At 62.0% G+C, this 17,616-nt stretch carries 15 protein-coding genes, 3 tRNA genes and 1 pseudogene; 1 reads left to right on the top strand and 18 read right to left on the bottom strand.

Annotated elements, in window-relative coordinates; translation table 11 throughout:
• Positions 1-52: 52 nt before the first annotated feature.
• On the bottom strand, positions 53-424 hold the full coding sequence (gene rpsL / locus N5A92_RS08620) for a 30S ribosomal protein S12 (protein ID WP_159593254.1): 372 nt from the start codon (positions 422-424) through the stop codon (positions 53-55).
• A gap of 469 nt (positions 425-893) precedes the next feature.
• On the opposite strand from rpsL, the gene N5A92_RS08615 reads away from it, so the two are divergent.
• Positions 894-1,175: a transcriptional regulator gene (locus N5A92_RS08615; protein ID WP_159593257.1), complete on the top strand. Its 282-nt coding sequence runs from the start codon at positions 894-896 to the stop codon at positions 1,173-1,175.
• A 66-nt stretch (positions 1,176-1,241) separates the two neighbouring features.
• Here N5A92_RS08615 and N5A92_RS08610 read toward each other — a convergent pair whose 3' ends face one another.
• From N5A92_RS08610 to N5A92_RS08535, 17 genes and pseudogenes are all read right to left on the bottom strand, one after another.
• Entirely contained in the window at positions 1,242-1,613 is a 372-nt protein-coding gene (locus N5A92_RS08610) for a hypothetical protein (RefSeq protein WP_260901806.1), read from the bottom strand.
• A 337-nt stretch (positions 1,614-1,950) separates the two neighbouring features.
• Positions 1,951-6,147 carry a DNA-directed RNA polymerase subunit beta' gene (rpoC, locus tag N5A92_RS08605; RefSeq protein WP_260901803.1) on the bottom strand — a complete coding sequence of 1,399 codons (4,197 nt, stop codon included), beginning with the start codon at positions 6,145-6,147 and terminating at the stop codon, positions 1,951-1,953.
• A gap of 148 nt (positions 6,148-6,295) precedes the next feature.
• Positions 6,296-10,432, bottom strand: a complete 4,137-nt coding sequence (rpoB, locus tag N5A92_RS08600) for a DNA-directed RNA polymerase subunit beta (RefSeq protein ID WP_260901801.1) — start codon at positions 10,430-10,432, stop codon at positions 6,296-6,298.
• 178 nt (positions 10,433-10,610) lie between these two features.
• Complete coding sequence (gene rplL, locus N5A92_RS08595) at positions 10,611-10,988, bottom strand: 50S ribosomal protein L7/L12 (protein ID WP_260901797.1); 378 nt, start codon at positions 10,986-10,988, stop codon at positions 10,611-10,613.
• 54 nt (positions 10,989-11,042) lie between these two features.
• Positions 11,043-11,561 carry a 50S ribosomal protein L10 gene (gene rplJ / locus N5A92_RS08590; protein ID WP_260901794.1) on the bottom strand — a complete coding sequence of 173 codons (519 nt, stop codon included), beginning with the start codon at positions 11,559-11,561 and terminating at the stop codon, positions 11,043-11,045.
• Positions 11,562-11,912: 351 nt separating this feature from the next.
• Positions 11,913-12,611 (bottom strand): 50S ribosomal protein L1, encoded by a 699-nt coding sequence (rplA, locus tag N5A92_RS08585; RefSeq protein ID WP_260901792.1) that lies wholly within the window; start codon positions 12,609-12,611, stop codon positions 11,913-11,915.
• Positions 12,612-12,615: 4 nt separating this feature from the next.
• A complete protein-coding gene (gene rplK / locus N5A92_RS08580) occupies positions 12,616-13,044 on the bottom strand; it encodes a 50S ribosomal protein L11 (protein ID WP_159593281.1) in 429 nt (142 codons plus the stop codon).
• Positions 13,045-13,169: 125 nt separating this feature from the next.
• Positions 13,170-13,697 (bottom strand): transcription termination/antitermination protein NusG, encoded by a 528-nt coding sequence (nusG, locus tag N5A92_RS08575; protein WP_260901787.1) that lies wholly within the window; start codon positions 13,695-13,697, stop codon positions 13,170-13,172.
• Positions 13,698-13,727: 30 nt separating this feature from the next.
• On the bottom strand, positions 13,728-13,931 hold the full coding sequence (gene secE, locus N5A92_RS08570; RefSeq protein ID WP_163273196.1) for a preprotein translocase subunit SecE: 204 nt from the start codon (positions 13,929-13,931) through the stop codon (positions 13,728-13,730).
• Between the two features lie 242 nt (positions 13,932-14,173).
• A tRNA-Trp gene (locus N5A92_RS08565) sits at positions 14,174-14,249 on the bottom strand.
• 220 nt (positions 14,250-14,469) lie between these two features.
• Positions 14,470-14,640, bottom strand: a complete 171-nt coding sequence (locus N5A92_RS27270; RefSeq protein ID WP_313958399.1) for a globin family protein — start codon at positions 14,638-14,640, stop codon at positions 14,470-14,472.
• Positions 14,637-14,837, bottom strand: coding sequence for a globin domain-containing protein (locus N5A92_RS27265; protein ID WP_313958398.1), 201 nt, complete (start codon positions 14,835-14,837; stop codon positions 14,637-14,639). The genes N5A92_RS27270 and N5A92_RS27265 overlap by 4 nt, the downstream gene beginning before the upstream one ends.
• 120 nt (positions 14,838-14,957) lie before the next feature.
• A complete protein-coding gene (gene tuf / locus N5A92_RS08555; protein ID WP_260901783.1) occupies positions 14,958-16,133 on the bottom strand; it encodes an elongation factor Tu in 1,176 nt (391 codons plus the stop codon).
• Positions 16,134-16,545: 412 nt separating this feature from the next.
• Positions 16,546-16,686: pseudogene (locus N5A92_RS27640) on the bottom strand (VOC family protein); the annotation flags it as partial.
• Between the two features lie 240 nt (positions 16,687-16,926).
• Entirely contained in the window at positions 16,927-17,178 is a 252-nt protein-coding gene (locus N5A92_RS08545; RefSeq protein ID WP_260901780.1) for a DUF6074 family protein, read from the bottom strand.
• A gap of 155 nt (positions 17,179-17,333) precedes the next feature.
• Positions 17,334-17,407 (bottom strand) — tRNA-Gly (locus N5A92_RS08540).
• 107 nt (positions 17,408-17,514) lie between these two features.
• A tRNA-Tyr gene (locus N5A92_RS08535) sits at positions 17,515-17,599 on the bottom strand.
• Positions 17,600-17,616: the final 17 nt, after the last annotated feature.

The following is a 17,616-nucleotide window of genomic DNA, read 5'->3' as shown; positions in this document are numbered from 1 at the left end:
CTCTCACCTTCATGGCCCGGCGCAAAACAAAAAGCGCCGAAGCCGGGAAACCCTACTTCGGACGCTTTGCGCCGTATTTGGAGCGGCGCTGCTTGCGGCTTTTCACACCCTGCGTGTCAAGCACGCCGCGGATGATGTGATAGCGCACACCGGGAAGGTCCTTCACGCGGCCGCCGCGGATCATCACCACGGAGTGCTCCTGGAGGTTATGACCCTCACCCGGAATGTAGCCGATCACCTCGAAGCCGTTTGCAAGCCGGATCTTCGCCACCTTGCGCATGGCCGAGTTCGGCTTCTTCGGCGAAGTCGTATAGACGCGCGTGCACACACCCCGCTTCTGCGGGTTGGCCTGCATGGCCGGCACCTTGTTGCGCTTCACCGGCGCCTTGCGCGGCTTGTTGATCAGCTGGTTTACGGTCGGCATCAAACCTTCCCTTGTTTCAATCTCGTGTCTTAAGTCGACAGGGTCGCATCAACACGAGGACAGTGCTCCATATGCAAATTCGGGCATCAAACCGCCCGAATGCGGTCCTGCCCGAACAAAAGCAGAGGAAGCGGCAATCCGCTTCATGCGCCGGAAGTCTGTCGCTCGTATAAACGAACCCTGTTTGAGGCTTTGCTTCAGGGCGCGTCGCCCCGAAAAGAAAGGCCTCACATCGGCTCAGACGCGGCGGGTAATACGCTCAACACGAGCCCCCGTCAACCCCGCTCCGGCAACTATCTTGCGCAGTTGGATCGGAGTGAGCGATCAGGCACCGCCAGCGATTGTCCGCCTCTCAATATGAGGAGAGGAAGGAGAAATTTCCACCCCCACACTGTTGCCCATATACCGGAAATGCGACAATTCGCGCGACATCGTGCAGGATCGACAGAACGCGAGAGGAATCAGCACCATGAACGACAATGAGCAGCCGCCCGTAACCATCATCACCGGCCGTGTCTGGCGCGAAGCAGGCGGAGACAGCGAGGGCGTACACGTGATGCTCATGGCGCCCGACGACGACACGGCGGTACGCCTTGCACTGGAGGCGCTGGCGCAAGAAGGCTACGCTGAGGCCGAACTCGACCAGATCGGCGAGATGGAAGGCGCCCCCGACGAAGAGCCGCACCTGTCGGCATGGCAGGGCGCCACCGAAGGCGAGATCGCCATCGTCACGTTCGACGAGCCGGCATAGCGCCTCCCCTCTCCCCGTGACTGGGCAGTCGCGCTGCCTTGCGAAGAGGAAAGGCTGCGCCTCCCGTCAGAAGCAGTAGCCCCAGTCGCGCCGAAAGTGCCGATGGCGCCAACGGTGCCAATGGTGCCGATCGATCCAGTCGTCCTGGCAGTATATCACCTTCGGACGGTTCATCTCCGCCGCAGCCTCCACGGCCGCATTCTTGGCTCGAACCGACTCGACCTCCCGCCGGATGCAATCCGCCATCTCCTTGTCACCGCTCTTGTAGCCGTAGGCGGAACAGCGGGCGGAGAAATGGGTGGCGACCGTTGCCGGTGCAGCGGTCTGAAGCCAAGCGGAAGATTCCGGCCTGCCAAGAAGAAGTTCGCCTTCCGTGCCCGTACAGGCGGCGCAAAGCGCGATAATCGGAAAAACCGCGTATCTGAAAAAGGTCTTCATAATTCTCTTCTCCTCTGATGCCTGCGGCGATTACATCTCCGCAGCCCCCCAAAGTCGAAGCCGGCTCTTCAATTGATGGACAACCCTGCCTTCAGCGGAAGAAACTGTATGCTGAAAACAGAGACAGGCACCCGAATGTGCCAGACGTTAAAATTTTAAATAAAGCAGATATTTGCTTCTCTTCATTTGGATAAATCAACAACTTTTAGTTTTATTATGAAAATCAATACTACCTGTCAACACGACGCCGGAAACATCGTTAATTCCCAATTCATCTTGAAACAAAAAAAGCCGCCGGATTGCCCGGCGGCTTCTCATTAAAGTGGCGGATGGACGGTTACTCGGCTGCACCCGTCATATCGGCTAGCGCAGCCTCGGCCGTCTCCGCACCCGACTCCTTGCGCCGTTCATCGAGGATGAGCTCGTCGCGAGAGCGGGCGATACGCCGGATCTGGCTCATGGCGCCACCTGTGCCAGCCGGGATGAGGCGGCCGACGATGACGTTCTCCTTGAGCCCCTGCAGGGTATCGATCTTGCCGGCGACCGAAGCCTCCGTCAGCACCCGCGTCGTCTCCTGGAAGGAGGCGGCGGAGATGAAGGACGGCGTCTGCAGCGAGGCCTTGGTGATGCCGAGCAGCACCGGCTGGCCTTCGGCCGGCTTCTTGCCCTCTTCCACCAGGCGGTCGTTGATCTCGTCGAACTCGACCTGATCCACGTGGTCGCCGGGGATGTAGGTCGAATCGCCCTGCGCCGTGATCTCGACCTTCTGCAGCATCTGGCGGACGATCACCTCGATGTGCTTGTCGTTGATCATCACGCCCTGCAGCCGGTAGACCTCCTGGATCTCGTTGACGAGGTAGGAAGCCAGCGCCTCCACGCCCTTGATCGCCAGGATATCGTGCGGCGCCGGATTGCCGTCGAGGATGAAGTCGCCCTTCTCGATGACGTCGCCATCCTGCAGGTGGAACGGCTTGCCCTTCGGGATCAGATACTCCACCGGCTCCATGGTCGAATCATGCGGCTCGATGACGATGCGGCGCTTGTTCTTGTAATCGCGGCCGAAGCGCACCGTGCCATCGATCTCTGCGATGATGGCATGGTCCTTCGGACGCCGCGCTTCGAACAGCTCCGCCACCCGCGGCAGACCACCGGTGATGTCCTTGGTCTTCGCGCTTTCCATCGGAATACGCGCCAGCACGTCGCCGGGCTGCACCTTCGCGCCGGGCTCGGTCGACAGCACCGCCTCCACCGAAAGCAGGAAACGCGCCTCGCCGCCGCGGGCGAGCTTGGCCACTTTGCCCTTCGAGTCGAGGATGGTGATCGCCGGCTTGAGGTCCGAGCCGCGCGGCGTCGACCGCCAGTCGACGACCTCGCGCTTGGTGATGCCGGTCGACTCGTCCGTCGCCTCCTGCACCGAGATGCCGTCCACAAGGTCCTCGAAGGCCACCGTGCCCTCGACTTCCGTCAGCATCGGCCGCGTGTACGGATCCCACTCGGCAATGCGCTGGCCGCGCTTCACCTTGTCGCCGTCGTCCACATAAATACGTGAACCGTAGGCGATGCGGTGCGTGGCACGCTCGGCACCGCCTTCGTCCAAAATCAGCACCGCCATGTTGCGGCCCATGACGACCAGATGGCCGTCGGAGTTGCGCACAACGTTGCGGTTGCGGATCTTCACCGTGCCCTCGAAGGAAGCCTCCAGGAACGACTGGTCCACCACCTGAGCGGTGCCGCCCATGTGGAAGGTGCGCATGGTGAGCTGGGTACCCGGCTCGCCGATCGACTGCGCAGCGATGACGCCGACAGCCTCGCCGATATTGACCGGCGTACCACGTGCCAAATCGCGGCCGTAGCAGACGGCACAAACGCCGCTCCTCATCTCGCAGGTGAGTGCCGAGCGGATACGCACCGCCTGGATGCCTGCGGCCTCGATGGCCTCGACATCACGCTCGTCGATGAGGCGGCCGGCCGATACGATGACCTCGTCGGTTGCCGGGTCGACCACGTCATCGAGTGCCGTACGGCCGAGCACGCGCTGGCCTATGGAGGCAACCACCTGACCCGCGTCGACGATGGGCTGCATGGTGAGGCCCTTATCGGTGCCGCAGTCGGGCGTAACAACGATGCAGTCCTGAGCAACGTCCACCAGACGACGCGTCAGATAACCGGAGTTGGCCGTCTTCAGCGCCGTATCGGCGAGGCCCTTACGTGCGCCGTGGGTGGAGTTGAAGTACTCCATCACGGTCAGGCCCTCCTTGAAGTTCGAGATGATCGGCGTCTCGATGATGGAGCCGTCCGGACGTGCCATCAGGCCACGCATGCCCGCAAGCTGACGCATCTGCGCCGGCGAGCCACGGGCGCCTGAATGCGACATCATGTAGATCGAGTTCATCGGCTTCTGCCGCTTGTTCTCGTCAAACTCGATCGCCTTGATGCGCTTCATCATCTCGTCGGCGACCTTCTCCGAGCACTTGGCCCAGGCGTCGACGACCTTGTTGTACTTCTCGCCCTGCGTGATCAGACCGTCATTGTACTGCTGCTCGTATTCCTTGGCGAGCGCCTCTGTCTCCGCCACTAGGTTCACCTTGGTGTCGGGGATCAGCATGTCGTCCTTGCCGAAGGAGATGCCCGCCGTGCAGGCACGCGTGAAGCCCAGCGACATGATCCGGTCGCAGAAGATCACCGTCTCCTTCTGGCCGCAGTGGCGGTAGACCGTGTCGATCATCTTGGAGATGTTCTTCTTGGTCATCTCCTGGTTGCAGATGGCGAAGGGCACGTTCGGGTTCTTCGGCAGAAGCTCACCGATGATCATGCGGCCCGGCGTCGTCTCGTGGATTTCGGAGACCGGATTGCCGTCATGGTCGACCGTCTTGAAGCGGCCCCTGATCTTGGTGTGCAGGGTAACGACCTTGGTCTCCAGAGCATGGTGCAATTCGCCCATATCTGCGAACACCATCCCCTCGCCCGGCTCGTTCTGGTTCATGATCGAGAGGTAGTAGAGCCCCAGGACCATGTCCTGCGACGGCACGATGATAGGCGCGCCGGAGGCCGGGTGCAGGATGTTGTTGGTCGACATCATGAGCACGCGCGCTTCGAGCTGCGCTTCCAGCGACAGCGGCACGTGAACGGCCATTTGGTCGCCATCGAAGTCGGCATTGAAGGCCGTGCAGACCAGCGGGTGAAGCTGGATCGCCTTACCCTCGATCAGAACCGGTTCGAAGGCCTGGATGCCGAGACGGTGCAGCGTCGGCGCGCGGTTCAGGAGAACCGGATGCTCGCGGATCACCTCGTCGAGGATGTCCCAAACCTCCGGACGCTCCTTCTCCACCAGCTTCTTCGCCTGCTTGACCGTGGACGAAAAACCCTTGGCGTCCAGACGGGCGTAGATGAAGGGCTTGAAGAGCTCGAGCGCCATCTTCTTCGGCAGGCCGCACTGGTGCAGCTTGAGCTCCGGACCCGTCACGATCACCGAACGGCCCGAGTAGTCGACGCGCTTGCCGAGCAGGTTCTGGCGGAAGCGGCCCTGCTTGCCCTTCAGCATGTCCGACAGCGACTTCAGCGGACGCTTGTTGGCGCCGGTGATCACACGGCCACGACGGCCGTTGTCGAACAGTGCGTCGACGGCCTCCTGCAGCATGCGCTTCTCGTTGCGGATGATGATGCCCGGCGCCCTGAGCTCGATCAGCCGCTTCAGACGATTGTTGCGGTTGATGACCCGGCGGTAGAGATCGTTGAGATCGGACGTCGCAAAACGGCCGCCATCGAGCGGCACCAGCGGACGCAGGTCCGGGGGGATGACCGGAACGACCTTCATGATCATCCACTCCGGCCGGTTGCCGGACTCCAGGAAGTTCTCGACGACCTTGAGCCGCTTCAGAAGCTTCTTCTGCTTGAGCTCCGAGGTGGTGGAGGCAAGCTCCGAGCGCAGGTCGCCGGCGATCTTCTCCAGGTCCATGCCGGCCAGAAGGTGATGGATCGCCTCGGCGCCGATCATTGCCGTGAAGGAGTCCTCGCCGAACTCATCGACGGCGATCATGTACTCCTCTTCGGAGAGAAGCTGGTTCTCCTTGAGGGACGTCAGGCCGGGCTCGGTCACGATGTAGTTCTCGAAGTAGAGAACGCGCTCGATGTCCTTCAGCGTCATGTCGAGCAGCGTGCCGATGCGGCTCGGTAGCGACTTCAGGAACCAGATGTGAGCGACAGGCGCGGCCAGCTCGATATGGCCCATGCGCTCGCGGCGCACACGCGACAGTGTAACTTCGACGCCGCACTTCTCGCAGATGACGCCCTTATATTTCATGCGCTTGTACTTGCCGCACAGGCACTCGTAGTCCTTGATGGGACCGAAAATGCGCGCGCAGAACAGGCCGTCACGCTCCGGCTTGAAGGTGCGGTAGTTGATGGTCTCCGGCTTCTTGATCTCACCAAAGGACCAGGACAGGATCTTCTCCGGGCTCGCCAGCGAAATCCGGATGGAATCGAAGGTCTGTGCCGGCGCCTGAGGGTTGAACAGGTTCATGACCTCTTGGTTCATGCCGATCTCCTTTGCGGGACGTTAAGTCCCTTGGTCATTCTGCGGTCGTAGCGGGCGTCCAGCGGCTCTCGTCTCGTTCCTGCTGGTCGCCGCATCGCCATCGATACGGGCGCTGCGCCGCGGTCCAACACCGCGGCGCACACGCAAGTTACTCTGCTGCGTCGGGCAATTGCGCCGGTGGCTCATCAAGGCGCGAGTTCTCGAGCTCCACATTGAGGCCCAGCGAACGCATCTCCTTGACCAAGACGTTGAAGCTCTCGGGAATGCCCGCCTCGAAGGTGTCGTCGCCGCGCACGATGGCCTCGTAGACCTTGGTGCGGCCGGCCACGTCGTCCGACTTGACTGTCAGCATCTCCTGCAGCGTGTAGGCGGCGCCATAGGCCTCCAGCGCCCACACCTCCATCTCGCCGAAGCGCTGGCCACCGAACTGCGCCTTTCCGCCCAGCGGCTGCTGGGTGACGAGCGAGTACGGACCGATGGAGCGGGCGTGGATCTTGTCGTCCACCAGGTGGTGCAGCTTCAACATGTAGATGTAGCCCACCGTCACCTGGCGATCGAACGGTTCACCCGTGCGGCCGTCATAGAGCGTCGCCTGACCGCTCGAATTGAGCCCTGCTTCCTCCAATACCTCATTGATATCGGATTCGTGCGCGCCGTCGAAAACAGGCGTGGCGATCGAAACACCGCGACGCATCTGCTCGCCGAGCCGTATGACACTATCGTCGTCATACGCACGCACCGGTTCGTTGCGGTCGTTGTTCGGGATCAACTTCTCGATCGTCTTCCGGAGCGGCTTGATATCGCCCTTCTCCTTATAGGCGTCGATCAGTTCGCCGATCTGGCGGCCCATGCCCGCGCAGGCCCAGCCAAGGTGCGTCTCCAGGATCTGGCCGACATTCATGCGGCTTGGCACGCCGAGCGGGTTGAGCACGATGTCCACGTGGGTACCGTCGTCAAGGAACGGCATGTCCTCGACGGGCACAATCCTTGAGACGACGCCCTTGTTGCCGTGCCGACCGGCCATCTTGTCTCCGGGTTGCATCTTACGCTTCACGGCGACGAAGACCTTGACCATCTTCATGACGCCGGGGGGCATCTCGTCGCCACGCTGCACCTTCTCGACCTTGTCCATGAAGCGCTGCTCGAGCGCGCTCTTGGACTCGTCGTACTGAGCGCGCAACGCCTCAAGTCCGGTCTGCAGCTTCTCGTCCTCGACGGCAAACTGCCACCATTGCGAACGCGGATACTCGTCGAGCAGTTCCGAAGTCAGCTTGGTGCCCTTCTTGAAGCCCTTGGGTCCGGCGATCGCCGTCTTGCCGACAAGCATGTCGGCAAGACGCGCATAGACGTTGCGGTCGAGGATCGACTGCTCGTCATCGCGGTCCTTGGCCAGCCGCTCGATCTCCTCGCGCTCGATAGCCATGGCACGCTCGTCTTTCTCCACGCCGTGGCGGTTGAAGACGCGCACCTCGACCACCGTTCCGTAGGTGCCGGGGGGCATGCGCATGGACGTGTCACGAACATCGGACGCCTTCTCACCGAAGATGGCGCGCAGGAGCTTTTCTTCCGGCGTCATCGGGCTTTCGCCCTTCGGCGTGATCTTGCCGACCAGGATGTCTCCCGGCTGCACTTCCGCGCCGATATAGACGATGCCCGCCTCGTCGAGGTTCTTCAGCGCCTCTTCCGAAACGTTCGGAATGTCGCGCGTGATCTCCTCCGGCCCGAGCTTGGTGTCGCGCGCCATGATCTCAAACTCCTCGATGTGGATCGAGGTGAAGACATCGTCGCGCACGATCCGCTCGGAGAGCAGGATTGAATCCTCGTAGTTGTAGCCGTTCCAGGGCATGAAGGCGACGAGCACGTTCCGGCCGAGCGCCAGATCACCCAGGTCCGTCGACGGGCCGTCGGCGATGATGTCGCCCTTGTTGACCTCATCGCCCACCCGCACCAGCGGACGCTGGTTGATGCAGGTGTTCTGGTTCGAACGCTGGAATTTCTGCAGCCGATAGATATCAACACCCGACTGGGAGGCATCCACGTCCTCGGTGGCGCGGATAACGATACGAGTCGCGTCCACCTGGTCGACCACGCCCGTGCGGCGGGCGGCAATCGCTGCGCCCGAATCACGCGCCACCACCGGCTCCATGCCGGTGCCGACGAACGGCGCCTCGGCACGCACCAGCGGCACGGCCTGACGCTGCATGTTCGACCCCATGAGCGCGCGGTTGGCGTCGTCGTTCTCCAGGAACGGAATGAGCGCGGCGGCAACCGAAACGAGCTGCTTCGGCGAGACATCCATCAGGTCGACGTTCTCGCGCGGTGCCATCATCACCTCACCGGCGTGGCGGCAGACCACGAACTCGTCGGCGAAGCGGCCGTCCTTGTCGATCTCGGCATTGGCCTGGGCAACGTAGTGCTTGGCCTCTTCCATCGCCGACAGATAGATGACGTCCTCGCTCACCTTACCGTCGATGATCCTGCGGTAGGGCGTCTCGATGAAGCCATACTTGTTGACGCGGGCAAAGGTCGCAAGCGAGTTGATCAGACCGATATTCGGGCCTTCCGGCGTCTCGATCGGGCAGATGCGGCCGTAATGCGTCGGGTGCACGTCGCGCACCTCGAAACCGGCGCGCTCGCGGGTCAGACCACCCGGGCCGAGCGCCGACAGGCGGCGCTTGTGGGTGATCTCCGACAGCGGGTTCGTCTGGTCCATGAACTGCGAGAGCTGCGAGGAGCCGAAGAACTCGCGCACGGCGGCGGCCGCCGGCTTGGCGTTGATCAGGTCCTGCGGCATGACGGTGTCGATCTCGATCGAGGACATGCGCTCCTTGATGGCGCGCTCCATGCGCAGGAGACCGACGCGGTACTGGTTCTCCATCAATTCGCCGACCGAGCGCACGCGGCGGTTGCCGAGATTGTCGATATCGTCGATCTCGCCCTTGCCGTCGCGCAGCTCGACCAGCGTCTTGACCACGGCGACAATGTCTTCCTTGCGCAGGACGCGCACGGAGTCCTCGGCGTCCAGCTCCAGGCGCATGTTCATCTTCACCCGGCCGACGGCCGAGAGGTCGTAGCGCTCGGGGTCGAAGAACAGCGAGTGGAACATCGCCTCCGCCGTCTCCAGCGTCGGTGGCTCGCCCGGGCGCATCACACGGTAGATGTCGAACAGCGCGTCCTGGCGGGCCTCGTTCTTGTCGGCGACCAGCGTGTTGCGGATGTAGCCGCCGATATTGACGTGGTCGATGTCGAGGAAATGCACCTCCTCGGCGCCCGCATCAAGCAGAACCTTAAGCGTCTTCTCGTCGATCTCGTCGCCGGCCTCGAGGAAGATCTCGCCCGTCTCCAGGTTGACGATATCCTCGGCAAGGTAATTGCCGATCAGGTCGTCCTCGTTGGCGCGAACGGCCTTCAAGCCCTTCTCGGCAAGCTGCCGAGCCTGGCGCGCCGTCATCTTCTTGCCGGCTTCCAGCACCACCTCGCCCGAATCGGCGTCGATGATGTCGCCCGTGGCCTTCATGCCGCGGAAGCGCTCGGCCGAGAACGGCACGCGCCAGTTCTCGCCGTCACGGATATAGGTCAGCTGGTTGTAGAAGGTCGAAAGGATCTCCTCGCTGTCCATGCCGAGCGCCATCAGCAGCGACGTGACGGGGAGTTTACGCCGGCGGTCGATGCGCGCGTAAACGACGTCCTTGGCGTCGAACTCGATGTCGAGCCAGGAACCGCGATACGGGATGACGCGCGCCGCAAAAAGCAGCTTGCCGGACGAGTGCGACTTGCCCTTGTCATGGTCGAAGAAGACACCCGGCGAGCGGTGCATCTGCGAGACGATCACGCGCTCGGTGCCGTTGACGATGAAGGTGCCGTTCGACGTCATGAGCGGCATGTCGCCCATGTAAACGTCCTGCTCCTTGATGTCCTTGATGGACTTGGCCTGCGTGTCCTCGTCGATATCGAACACGATAAGGCGCAGCGTCACCTTCAGCGGCGCTGCATAGGTGAGGTCGCGCTGGCGGCACTCCTCGGTGTCGAACTTGGGGAGCTCGAACTCGTACTTGACGAATTCAAGCATCGCCGTGCCGGCGAAATCCTGGATCGGAAAGACCGACTTGAAGACCGCCTGCAGCCCCTCGTCGGGACGCCCGCCCTCGGGCTCCTCGACCATGAGGAACTGATCATAGGATGCTTTTTGAACCTCGATGAGGTTCGGCATCTCCGCAACTTCCGGAATCTTCCCGAAAAACTTGCGTACGCGCCTGCGACCGTTGAAAGTCTGGGTCTGGGCCATCGTCGCTCCTTGCCTGCCGCTTACCTGCCACATGGGCCGCCCTGGAAGGCGACCAATCCAAACGGATAAAAACCCGTTTCCTGACGGCCGCTTTGGAGGCCTTCAGGAAAAAGGTTTTCACTTCAATTACGTCTCGCTGCCGGCCCGCGGACGGCTGCCCGCGGGCCGACTGCAAGCATTACTTCAGGTCAACCTTGGCGCCGGCCCCTTCGAGCTGCGCTTTGATCTTGTCGGCCTCGTCCTTGGACACGCCTTCCTTGACAGGCTTCGGCGCGGCCTCAACCAGGTCCTTGGCCTCCTTCAGGCCCAGGCCGGTGATGGCGCGCACTTCCTTGATCACGTTGATCTTCTGCGCGCCGGCCTCGGCGAGAACGACATCAAACTCGGTCTTCTCTTCCGCCGCCTCGGCAGGCGCACCGGCACCGCCGGCAGCCGCCACGGCCACCGGAGCCGCCGCGGAGACGCCCCACTTCTCTTCCAGCATCTTCGACAGCTCGGCCGCCTCGAGGACGGTCAGGCTGGAAAGGTCATCAACGATCTTCGCAAGATCAGCCATTGTTCATTTCCTTCGTAAAAGTTCGAACTGTGTTGTTGGTTGTGAGGAACGGCCTCATGCCGCCTCGTCCTTCCGGGCATAGGCATCGAATACACGGGCAAGCTGGCCTGCTGGTGCATTGACGACCTGGGCGATCCGGGTTGCCGGCGTCTGAATCATGCCGACGATCTTCGCTCTGAGCTCGTCCAGCGACGGCAGCGCGGCAAGCGCCTTCACGCCGTCGGCGTCGAGCGTGGTCGTGCCCATCGCACCGCCAAGGATGACGAGATTGTCATTGCCCTTGGCGAAATCGCTGGCGACCTTCGGAGCGACAACCGGATCGTCCGAATAAGCAATCAGGGTCTGCCCCTCGAAGAGGGCCTGAATGCCTTCGGACTTGGTACCCTGAAGAGCGATCTTGGCGAGACGGTTCTTCGCGACCTTGACGGTCCCGCCTGCCTCGCGCATCTTCGACCGAAGGTCGTTCATCTGCGCGACGGTCAGACCGGTGTAGTGTGCCACGATGAGAGAACCGGTGTTCTCGAACACCTGGTTCAGGCCCGTGACGAACTCGCGTTTTTCCGCTCTGTCCACAGCCTTTCTCCAGTTGACGGCGCCCTATTTCTATAGGTTTGCCGCCGGGTTGCCTTTTGCCGGACGGGCTTTCCTTGCGGATCACCCGAACGACGCTCGAGGATCCTGCCCCCTTTCGCCGCGCCGGCAGAACCGGCAATCGAACAAAAGGCCAACACGGTTCGAACCTTCCGTCGGCCTGCTTGCGCAAGACCTTAAGTCGATTCTTACCCGTCTCATGCAGGCTCTTTCGAATTAAGGCGAGCCGCCTGCAGTCTCGGACAGGATTGCCGGGGATGTCCCCAGCTTCCGGGCCGTTGCCGCCCCGGAATGGATGTGCCGGGAAGGATGCTCCTTCCCGGCAGAAATCTACTACGCGCTCAAGGTTGACGGGTCGATCTTAAGGCCGGGGCCCATGGTCGACGTCAGAGCCACGCGCTTGACGTAGTTGCCCTTGGCGCCCGACGGCTTGGCCTTGGTTACGGCATCGGCAAACGCACGCACATTCTCGGCAATGGCATTGGCGTCGAAAGACACCTTGCCGACGCCGGCATGCACGATGCCCGCCTTCTCGACCCGGAACTCGACAGCGCCGCCCTTCGAGGCCTCGACAGCGGCTGCCACATCAGCCGTCACCGTCCCCACCTTCGGGTTCGGCATCAGGCCGCGCGGCCCCAGTACCTTGCCGAGCCGGCCGACCAGCGGCATCATGTCGGGCGTGGCAATGCAGCGGTCGAAATCGATTTCGCCTTTCTGCACGCTTTCCACCAAGTCCTCCGCGCCGACGATGTCGGCGCCGGCGGCCCTGGCTTCATCCGCCTTGTCGCCCTTGGCGAACACGGCCACACGCACCGAGCGGCCAGTGCCGTTCGGCAGGTTGACGACGCCACGCACCATCTGATCGGCATGACGCGGGTCGACGCCGAGGTTCATCGCCACTTCGATGGTCTCGTCGAACTTGGCCGTCGCCCGCTCCTTCAGAAGCTTCACTGCCTCTTCAAGCGGGTAATGCTTGTTGCGGTCGATGCCCTCACGGCTCTTGGCCAAACGCTTGGAAAGTTTCACAGCCATCTCTTCAGCCCACCACTTCCAGGCCCATGGAGCGGGCCGAGCCCTCCACCATGCGCATAGCCGCGTTCACGTCGTTCGCGTTCAGGTCAGCCATCTTGGCCTCGGCGATCTTGCGCACCTTGTCGCGCGAGATCTGGCCAACCGTCTGCTTGCCCGGCTCCTTGGCACCCGACTTCAGCTTCGCTTCCTTCTTGAGGAAGTAGCTCACCGGCGGGGTCTTCATGGTGAAGGTGAACGACTTGTCCTGGTAGTAGGTGATGACCACCGGGATGGGCGACCCCTTCTCCATCTCCTGGCTCTGCGCGTTGAATGCCTTGCAGAACTCCATGATATTGATGCCACGCTGACCAAGCGCAGGTCCGATCGGCGGCGACGGCGTCGCCGATCCCGCGGGGACCTGGAGCTTGAGCTGGCCTGCAATCTTCTTAGCCATCTCTTATCTGCCTCGTTTCATGCCGGCCTCGGCCGGCGGTTGCAGTTCGGTGGTGCGGACACTGGCGGCCGGCTACGCCGCCTTATCCTTCCACCATTATCGTTCCGGGAAGCCGGAACCGCCGATCAGCTCTTCTCGACCTGACCGAACTCCAAATCGACGGGCACGGCGCGCCCGAAGATAGAAACCTCCACCTTGAGGCGCGAACGCTCTTCGTCGACCTCCTGGACGGCTCCGTTGAAGGAAGCGAAGGGACCATCGGAAACGCGCACCTGCTCGCCGATCTCGAAGGTAACCGAAGGCTTCGGTCGCTCGACGCCCTCCTGGACCTGGTGCAAGATGCGATCAGCTTCCGCCTGCGTAATCGGCACCGGCCTGGAATCCCCAAGAAAGCCAGTCACCTTCGGCGTATTCTTGATGAGACTGAATACGGCGTCCGTCAGGTCGGCCTTCACCAGCACGTAACCCGGAAAGAACTTGCGCTCGGCATCAACCTTGCGGCCACGGCGCACTTCGACGACCTTCTCCGTCGGCACTACGACCTCTTCGATCGCGTCACCCAGCCCCTTCTGGCGCGCCTGCTCCTCGATCGATTCGGCAACCTTCTTCTCGAAATTCGAGTAAGCGTGGACGATGTACCACCGCGCAGTCATTTCAAAAAATTCTCCCTGTGCCGCCGCCGTTCAAGAGCCGATCTGCAGAATCAGTTCGATTGCCCACGACATCACCTGGTCAGCGGCAAAAAAGAAGAGCGCGGCCAAGGCGGCGAATGCAAGCACCATGACGGTGGAAATCAATGTTTCCCTCCGCGACGGCCATGTCACCTTCGCCGTTTCGGCCCGTACCTGCTGCAGAAACGTGAAAGGGTTCGTGGTCTTAGACGCCATCTATCGCTCTATATATCTTGAAGCGCCGGGAAATCCCGGTTCTCTTGCCGCGTGTCGCACCCATGCGGAAACCTGGGCACGATGCGAAGCCGGCCCTGCGAATCGCCACCTTGCTCCAGACGCGCGACAAAGGCGCGTAAAGCCGTTCCCCGGCTCCACGCACCGTGTCCGTTCCCTACATAGTGCCAATCTTTCCCCTACGCAAGGGCCTTTGTCGGCAATCGTGGGACCCGAAACGAAGGTGGCAGGGGCAGAGGGGCTCGAACCCCCGACCTGCGGTTTTGGAGACCGCCGCTCTACCAACTGAGCTATACCCCTTCTCGCCTGCGCTCAGCGCGCTACGGGCAGGCGCTTCCTAAGGATTTCCATCCTATCTGTAAAGTATCTTTGCACCCAATATAGGCAGGTCGGTGTTCTTTGCCGCCAGCGGTGCCAAATCCACACTCAGGAACCGGACTGCGGCTGATACGGGCCGCCCGGCACGCCCCAGCCCCATTCGGGCATCGGTTCATCGGCAGGCTCGTAACCCGGCTTCCGATTAGAGTTGAACTTCGCCAATCGGGTGCCCCCATTCGACGTAAGCCATGAAGGCAGAGCGGAACTCGGGATCCTCCGGCAGTTCGACCGCATCGGCCGCGTCCTGGAGCAGCTCGATCCAGCGGCGACGCTGCCCCTCCGTCAAATGCCGGTTCAGGTGATGTGCAATCATTTCGCGGTGGCCGCCGGTCCGCCGAACACCTCGCCGATAAAGGCGGTCCTGTGCTGCGGGTGATCGTCGGACATGTTGCGGAATACCGGCTCGAGAAGAGGATCCTGCAGCACCTTTGCGTAGAAAACCTCCGTCAGCCGGTTAAAGGCTTCGCCGCCGCCTGCCCAGTCATACAGGCTCGGCACATCCTTCTTCATCGCGTTTTCCTTCCGAGGACCCACCACCATAGCGCAATGTGGGGGTTGCTTCCGCGCCAATCAAACAAAAAGGGCGGCCGAAGCCGCCCCTTGTTCACCAGTCGCATGTAATCGCGACTGTTACTCGGTGATTGCCGCGACGATTCCGGCGCCGACGGTGCGGCCGCCTTCGCGGATGGCGAAGCGCAGCCGCTCCTCCATGGCGATCGGCACGATCAGCTCCACGTCCACCGTGATGTTGTCGCCGGGCATCACCATCTCGGTGCCCTCGGGCAGCGTCACCACGCCGGTCACGTCCGTCGTGCGGAAGTAGAACTGCGGACGGTAGTTGGTGAAGAACGGCGTGTGGCGGCCACCCTCCTCCTTCGTCAGGATGTAGGCTTCCGCCTTGAACTTCGTGTGCGGCGTCACCGAACCGGGCTTGGCCAGAACCTGGCCGCGCTCCACGCCCTCGCGCTCCACGCCGCGCAAAAGCGCACCGATGTTGTCGCCCGCCTGGCCCTGGTCGAGCAGCTTGCGGAACATCTCGACGCCCGTGCACGTCGTCTTCGAGGTCGGGCGGATGCCGACGATCTCGATCTCGTCGCCCACCTTGACCACGCCGCGCTCGACGCGGCCCGTCACCACCGTGCCGCGGCCCGAAATCGAGAACACGTCCTCGATCGGCATCAGGAACGGCTGGTCGATCGGACGCTCCGGCGTCGGAATGTACTGGTCGACCTCGGCCATCAGCGCCCGCACCGCGTCCTCGCCGATCTCCTTGTTGGAGTCCTCGAGCGCGGCAAGTGCGGAACCCTTGACGATCGGAATGTCGTCGCCCGGGAACTCGTAGGACGACAGAAGCTCGCGCACCTCAAGCTCGACCAGCTCGAGCAACTCCGGATCGTCCACCTGGTCGACCTTGTTCAAGAACACCACGATCGCCGGAACGCCAACCTGGCGGGCCAGAAGGATGTGCTCGCGCGTCTGCGGCATCGGGCCGTCAGCGGCCGAAACCACCAGGATCGCCCCGTCCATCTGCGCGGCACCGGTGATCATGTTCTTCACATAGTCGGCGTGGCCCGGGCAGTCGACGTGCGCGTAGTGCCGCGCTTCCGTCTCGTACTCCACATGCGCCGTCGAGATCGTGATGCCGCGCGCCTTCTCCTCGGGTGCGGCGTCGATCATGTCATACGCCTTGAACTCGCCGAAATACTTCGTGATCGCCGCCGTCAGTGACGTCTTGCCATGGTCGACGTGACCAATCGTCCCGATGTTCACATGCGGCTTCGTGCGCTCAAATTTACCTTTGGCCATCTCAATTTTCCTTGGGCGGCGTGATTTTCGATTTCAGTTGCCGGGCGATTAGCGGCAAAGACCGCAAAAAACAAGCCCCTTGTCGGCGACTGGCTGCAGCCCTCAGCGCACTGCTGGTTCCAAGAAGGCCGCGGCTTCCTGCCGCTGATCCCTGCGTTGGCGGCGGTGAGAGGCTTCGGCTTCGCGCCGGCGAAGGACCGCCAGGCCGGGCTGATCGGCGTGAAGCTCAGGCGCGTGCCGTGGATCGCCGCCAACGGCATCCTGATCCTCATCCCGGCCGCGCAATTCCTCCCATCCAAGGCGCGCGCCGCGAAGTTTGACACTGCCGACTATACGGTGCAGGTGCTCGAGCTGGTCTCGGGGCGCGACGAACATCACGGTGGCGAGTGGGCACGCAAGACGCGGAAAAGCGTCACCCGCGCCGTGCTGCCTCGATCGCGGCGACGTCGATTTTCTTCATGGTCATCATGGCCTCAAACGCGCGCTTTGCTTCCTCGCCGCCAGCCGCCAGCGCGTCAGTCATTACACGAGGAGTTATTTGCCAGATCTGGCCTTACTTCTGGGGCACCGGTGATACGGAGAAGACAACGAATCCGTTGGCTCCGGTTTCTTCACGGCGGGACAGAACTGACGGGACTAGATGTCGTGCCCGCGCGGATGCCGTGGGCGCGACATCGGCCTCGATTTCTCGTGCTGAAAGTGACCGCCATCGTTGCGGTCGAAGCTCGCAGCCAGTGCGCGACACGAAACGCGCTACTACCTTCGGTTTCGTAATCAGTAGGCGGATCGGGTCCTATTGCCGAGTGTTTTCGGAAGCGTGCAAGGATGCTGTCTGCATCTCATCCAGGGCCGTATAAAACAGCATTCGGATTTGCTCTTGCGCCGGTTCCACGGCAACTCCGGAAGCTGTGAGGTGTGCGAGCAGCTGCTTGGCCATCCCGCGCCAGTAAAGGTTAGCTTCGTTGTGGTGGCGCTTTGACAGGCCTTCCACGACTTTGTTTACCAGATCTCGTTGACGATACAGCGGGAACACCAAAACGCTCACAGCAACAACTCCCCAGAAGCTCCGAATCATCGGCAGCCTGGCTGATCTGGGGAAAATGAATGGTTAACGATAGTGACGGCCGCAGGCACCAATATGATGTCGGACTGTCATAGCCGGACAAGTAGGCAAGGCATTGGGAATGGAACGACGCAGGCTGGAGCGGGTAGCGGGAATCGAACCCGCATATTCAGCTTGGAAGGCTGCTGCTCTACCATTGAGCTATACCCGCAGAAGGATACAGCCCTCCTTTACTGAGTTTTGGAGGGCACTCCAACACCTAGATCCGCCTTCGGTCGTCAGTCCACTTTTCTGTGGTGCCCACCCGAAGGCGCAGGATGGTGGAGGGGGCTGGATTCGAACCAGCGTAGGCATAGCCAACGGATTTACAGTCCGTCTCCTTTAACCACTCGGACACCCCTCCGTACCGTCGCCGGAATC

The sequence above is a fragment of the Chelativorans salis genome (assembly GCF_025336525.1).
Classification (GTDB): Bacteria; Pseudomonadota; Alphaproteobacteria; order Rhizobiales; family Rhizobiaceae; genus Chelativorans; species Chelativorans salis.
The sequence above is the reverse complement of the archived record's forward strand: the minus strand, read 5'-3'. Positions and strand labels throughout refer to the sequence as shown.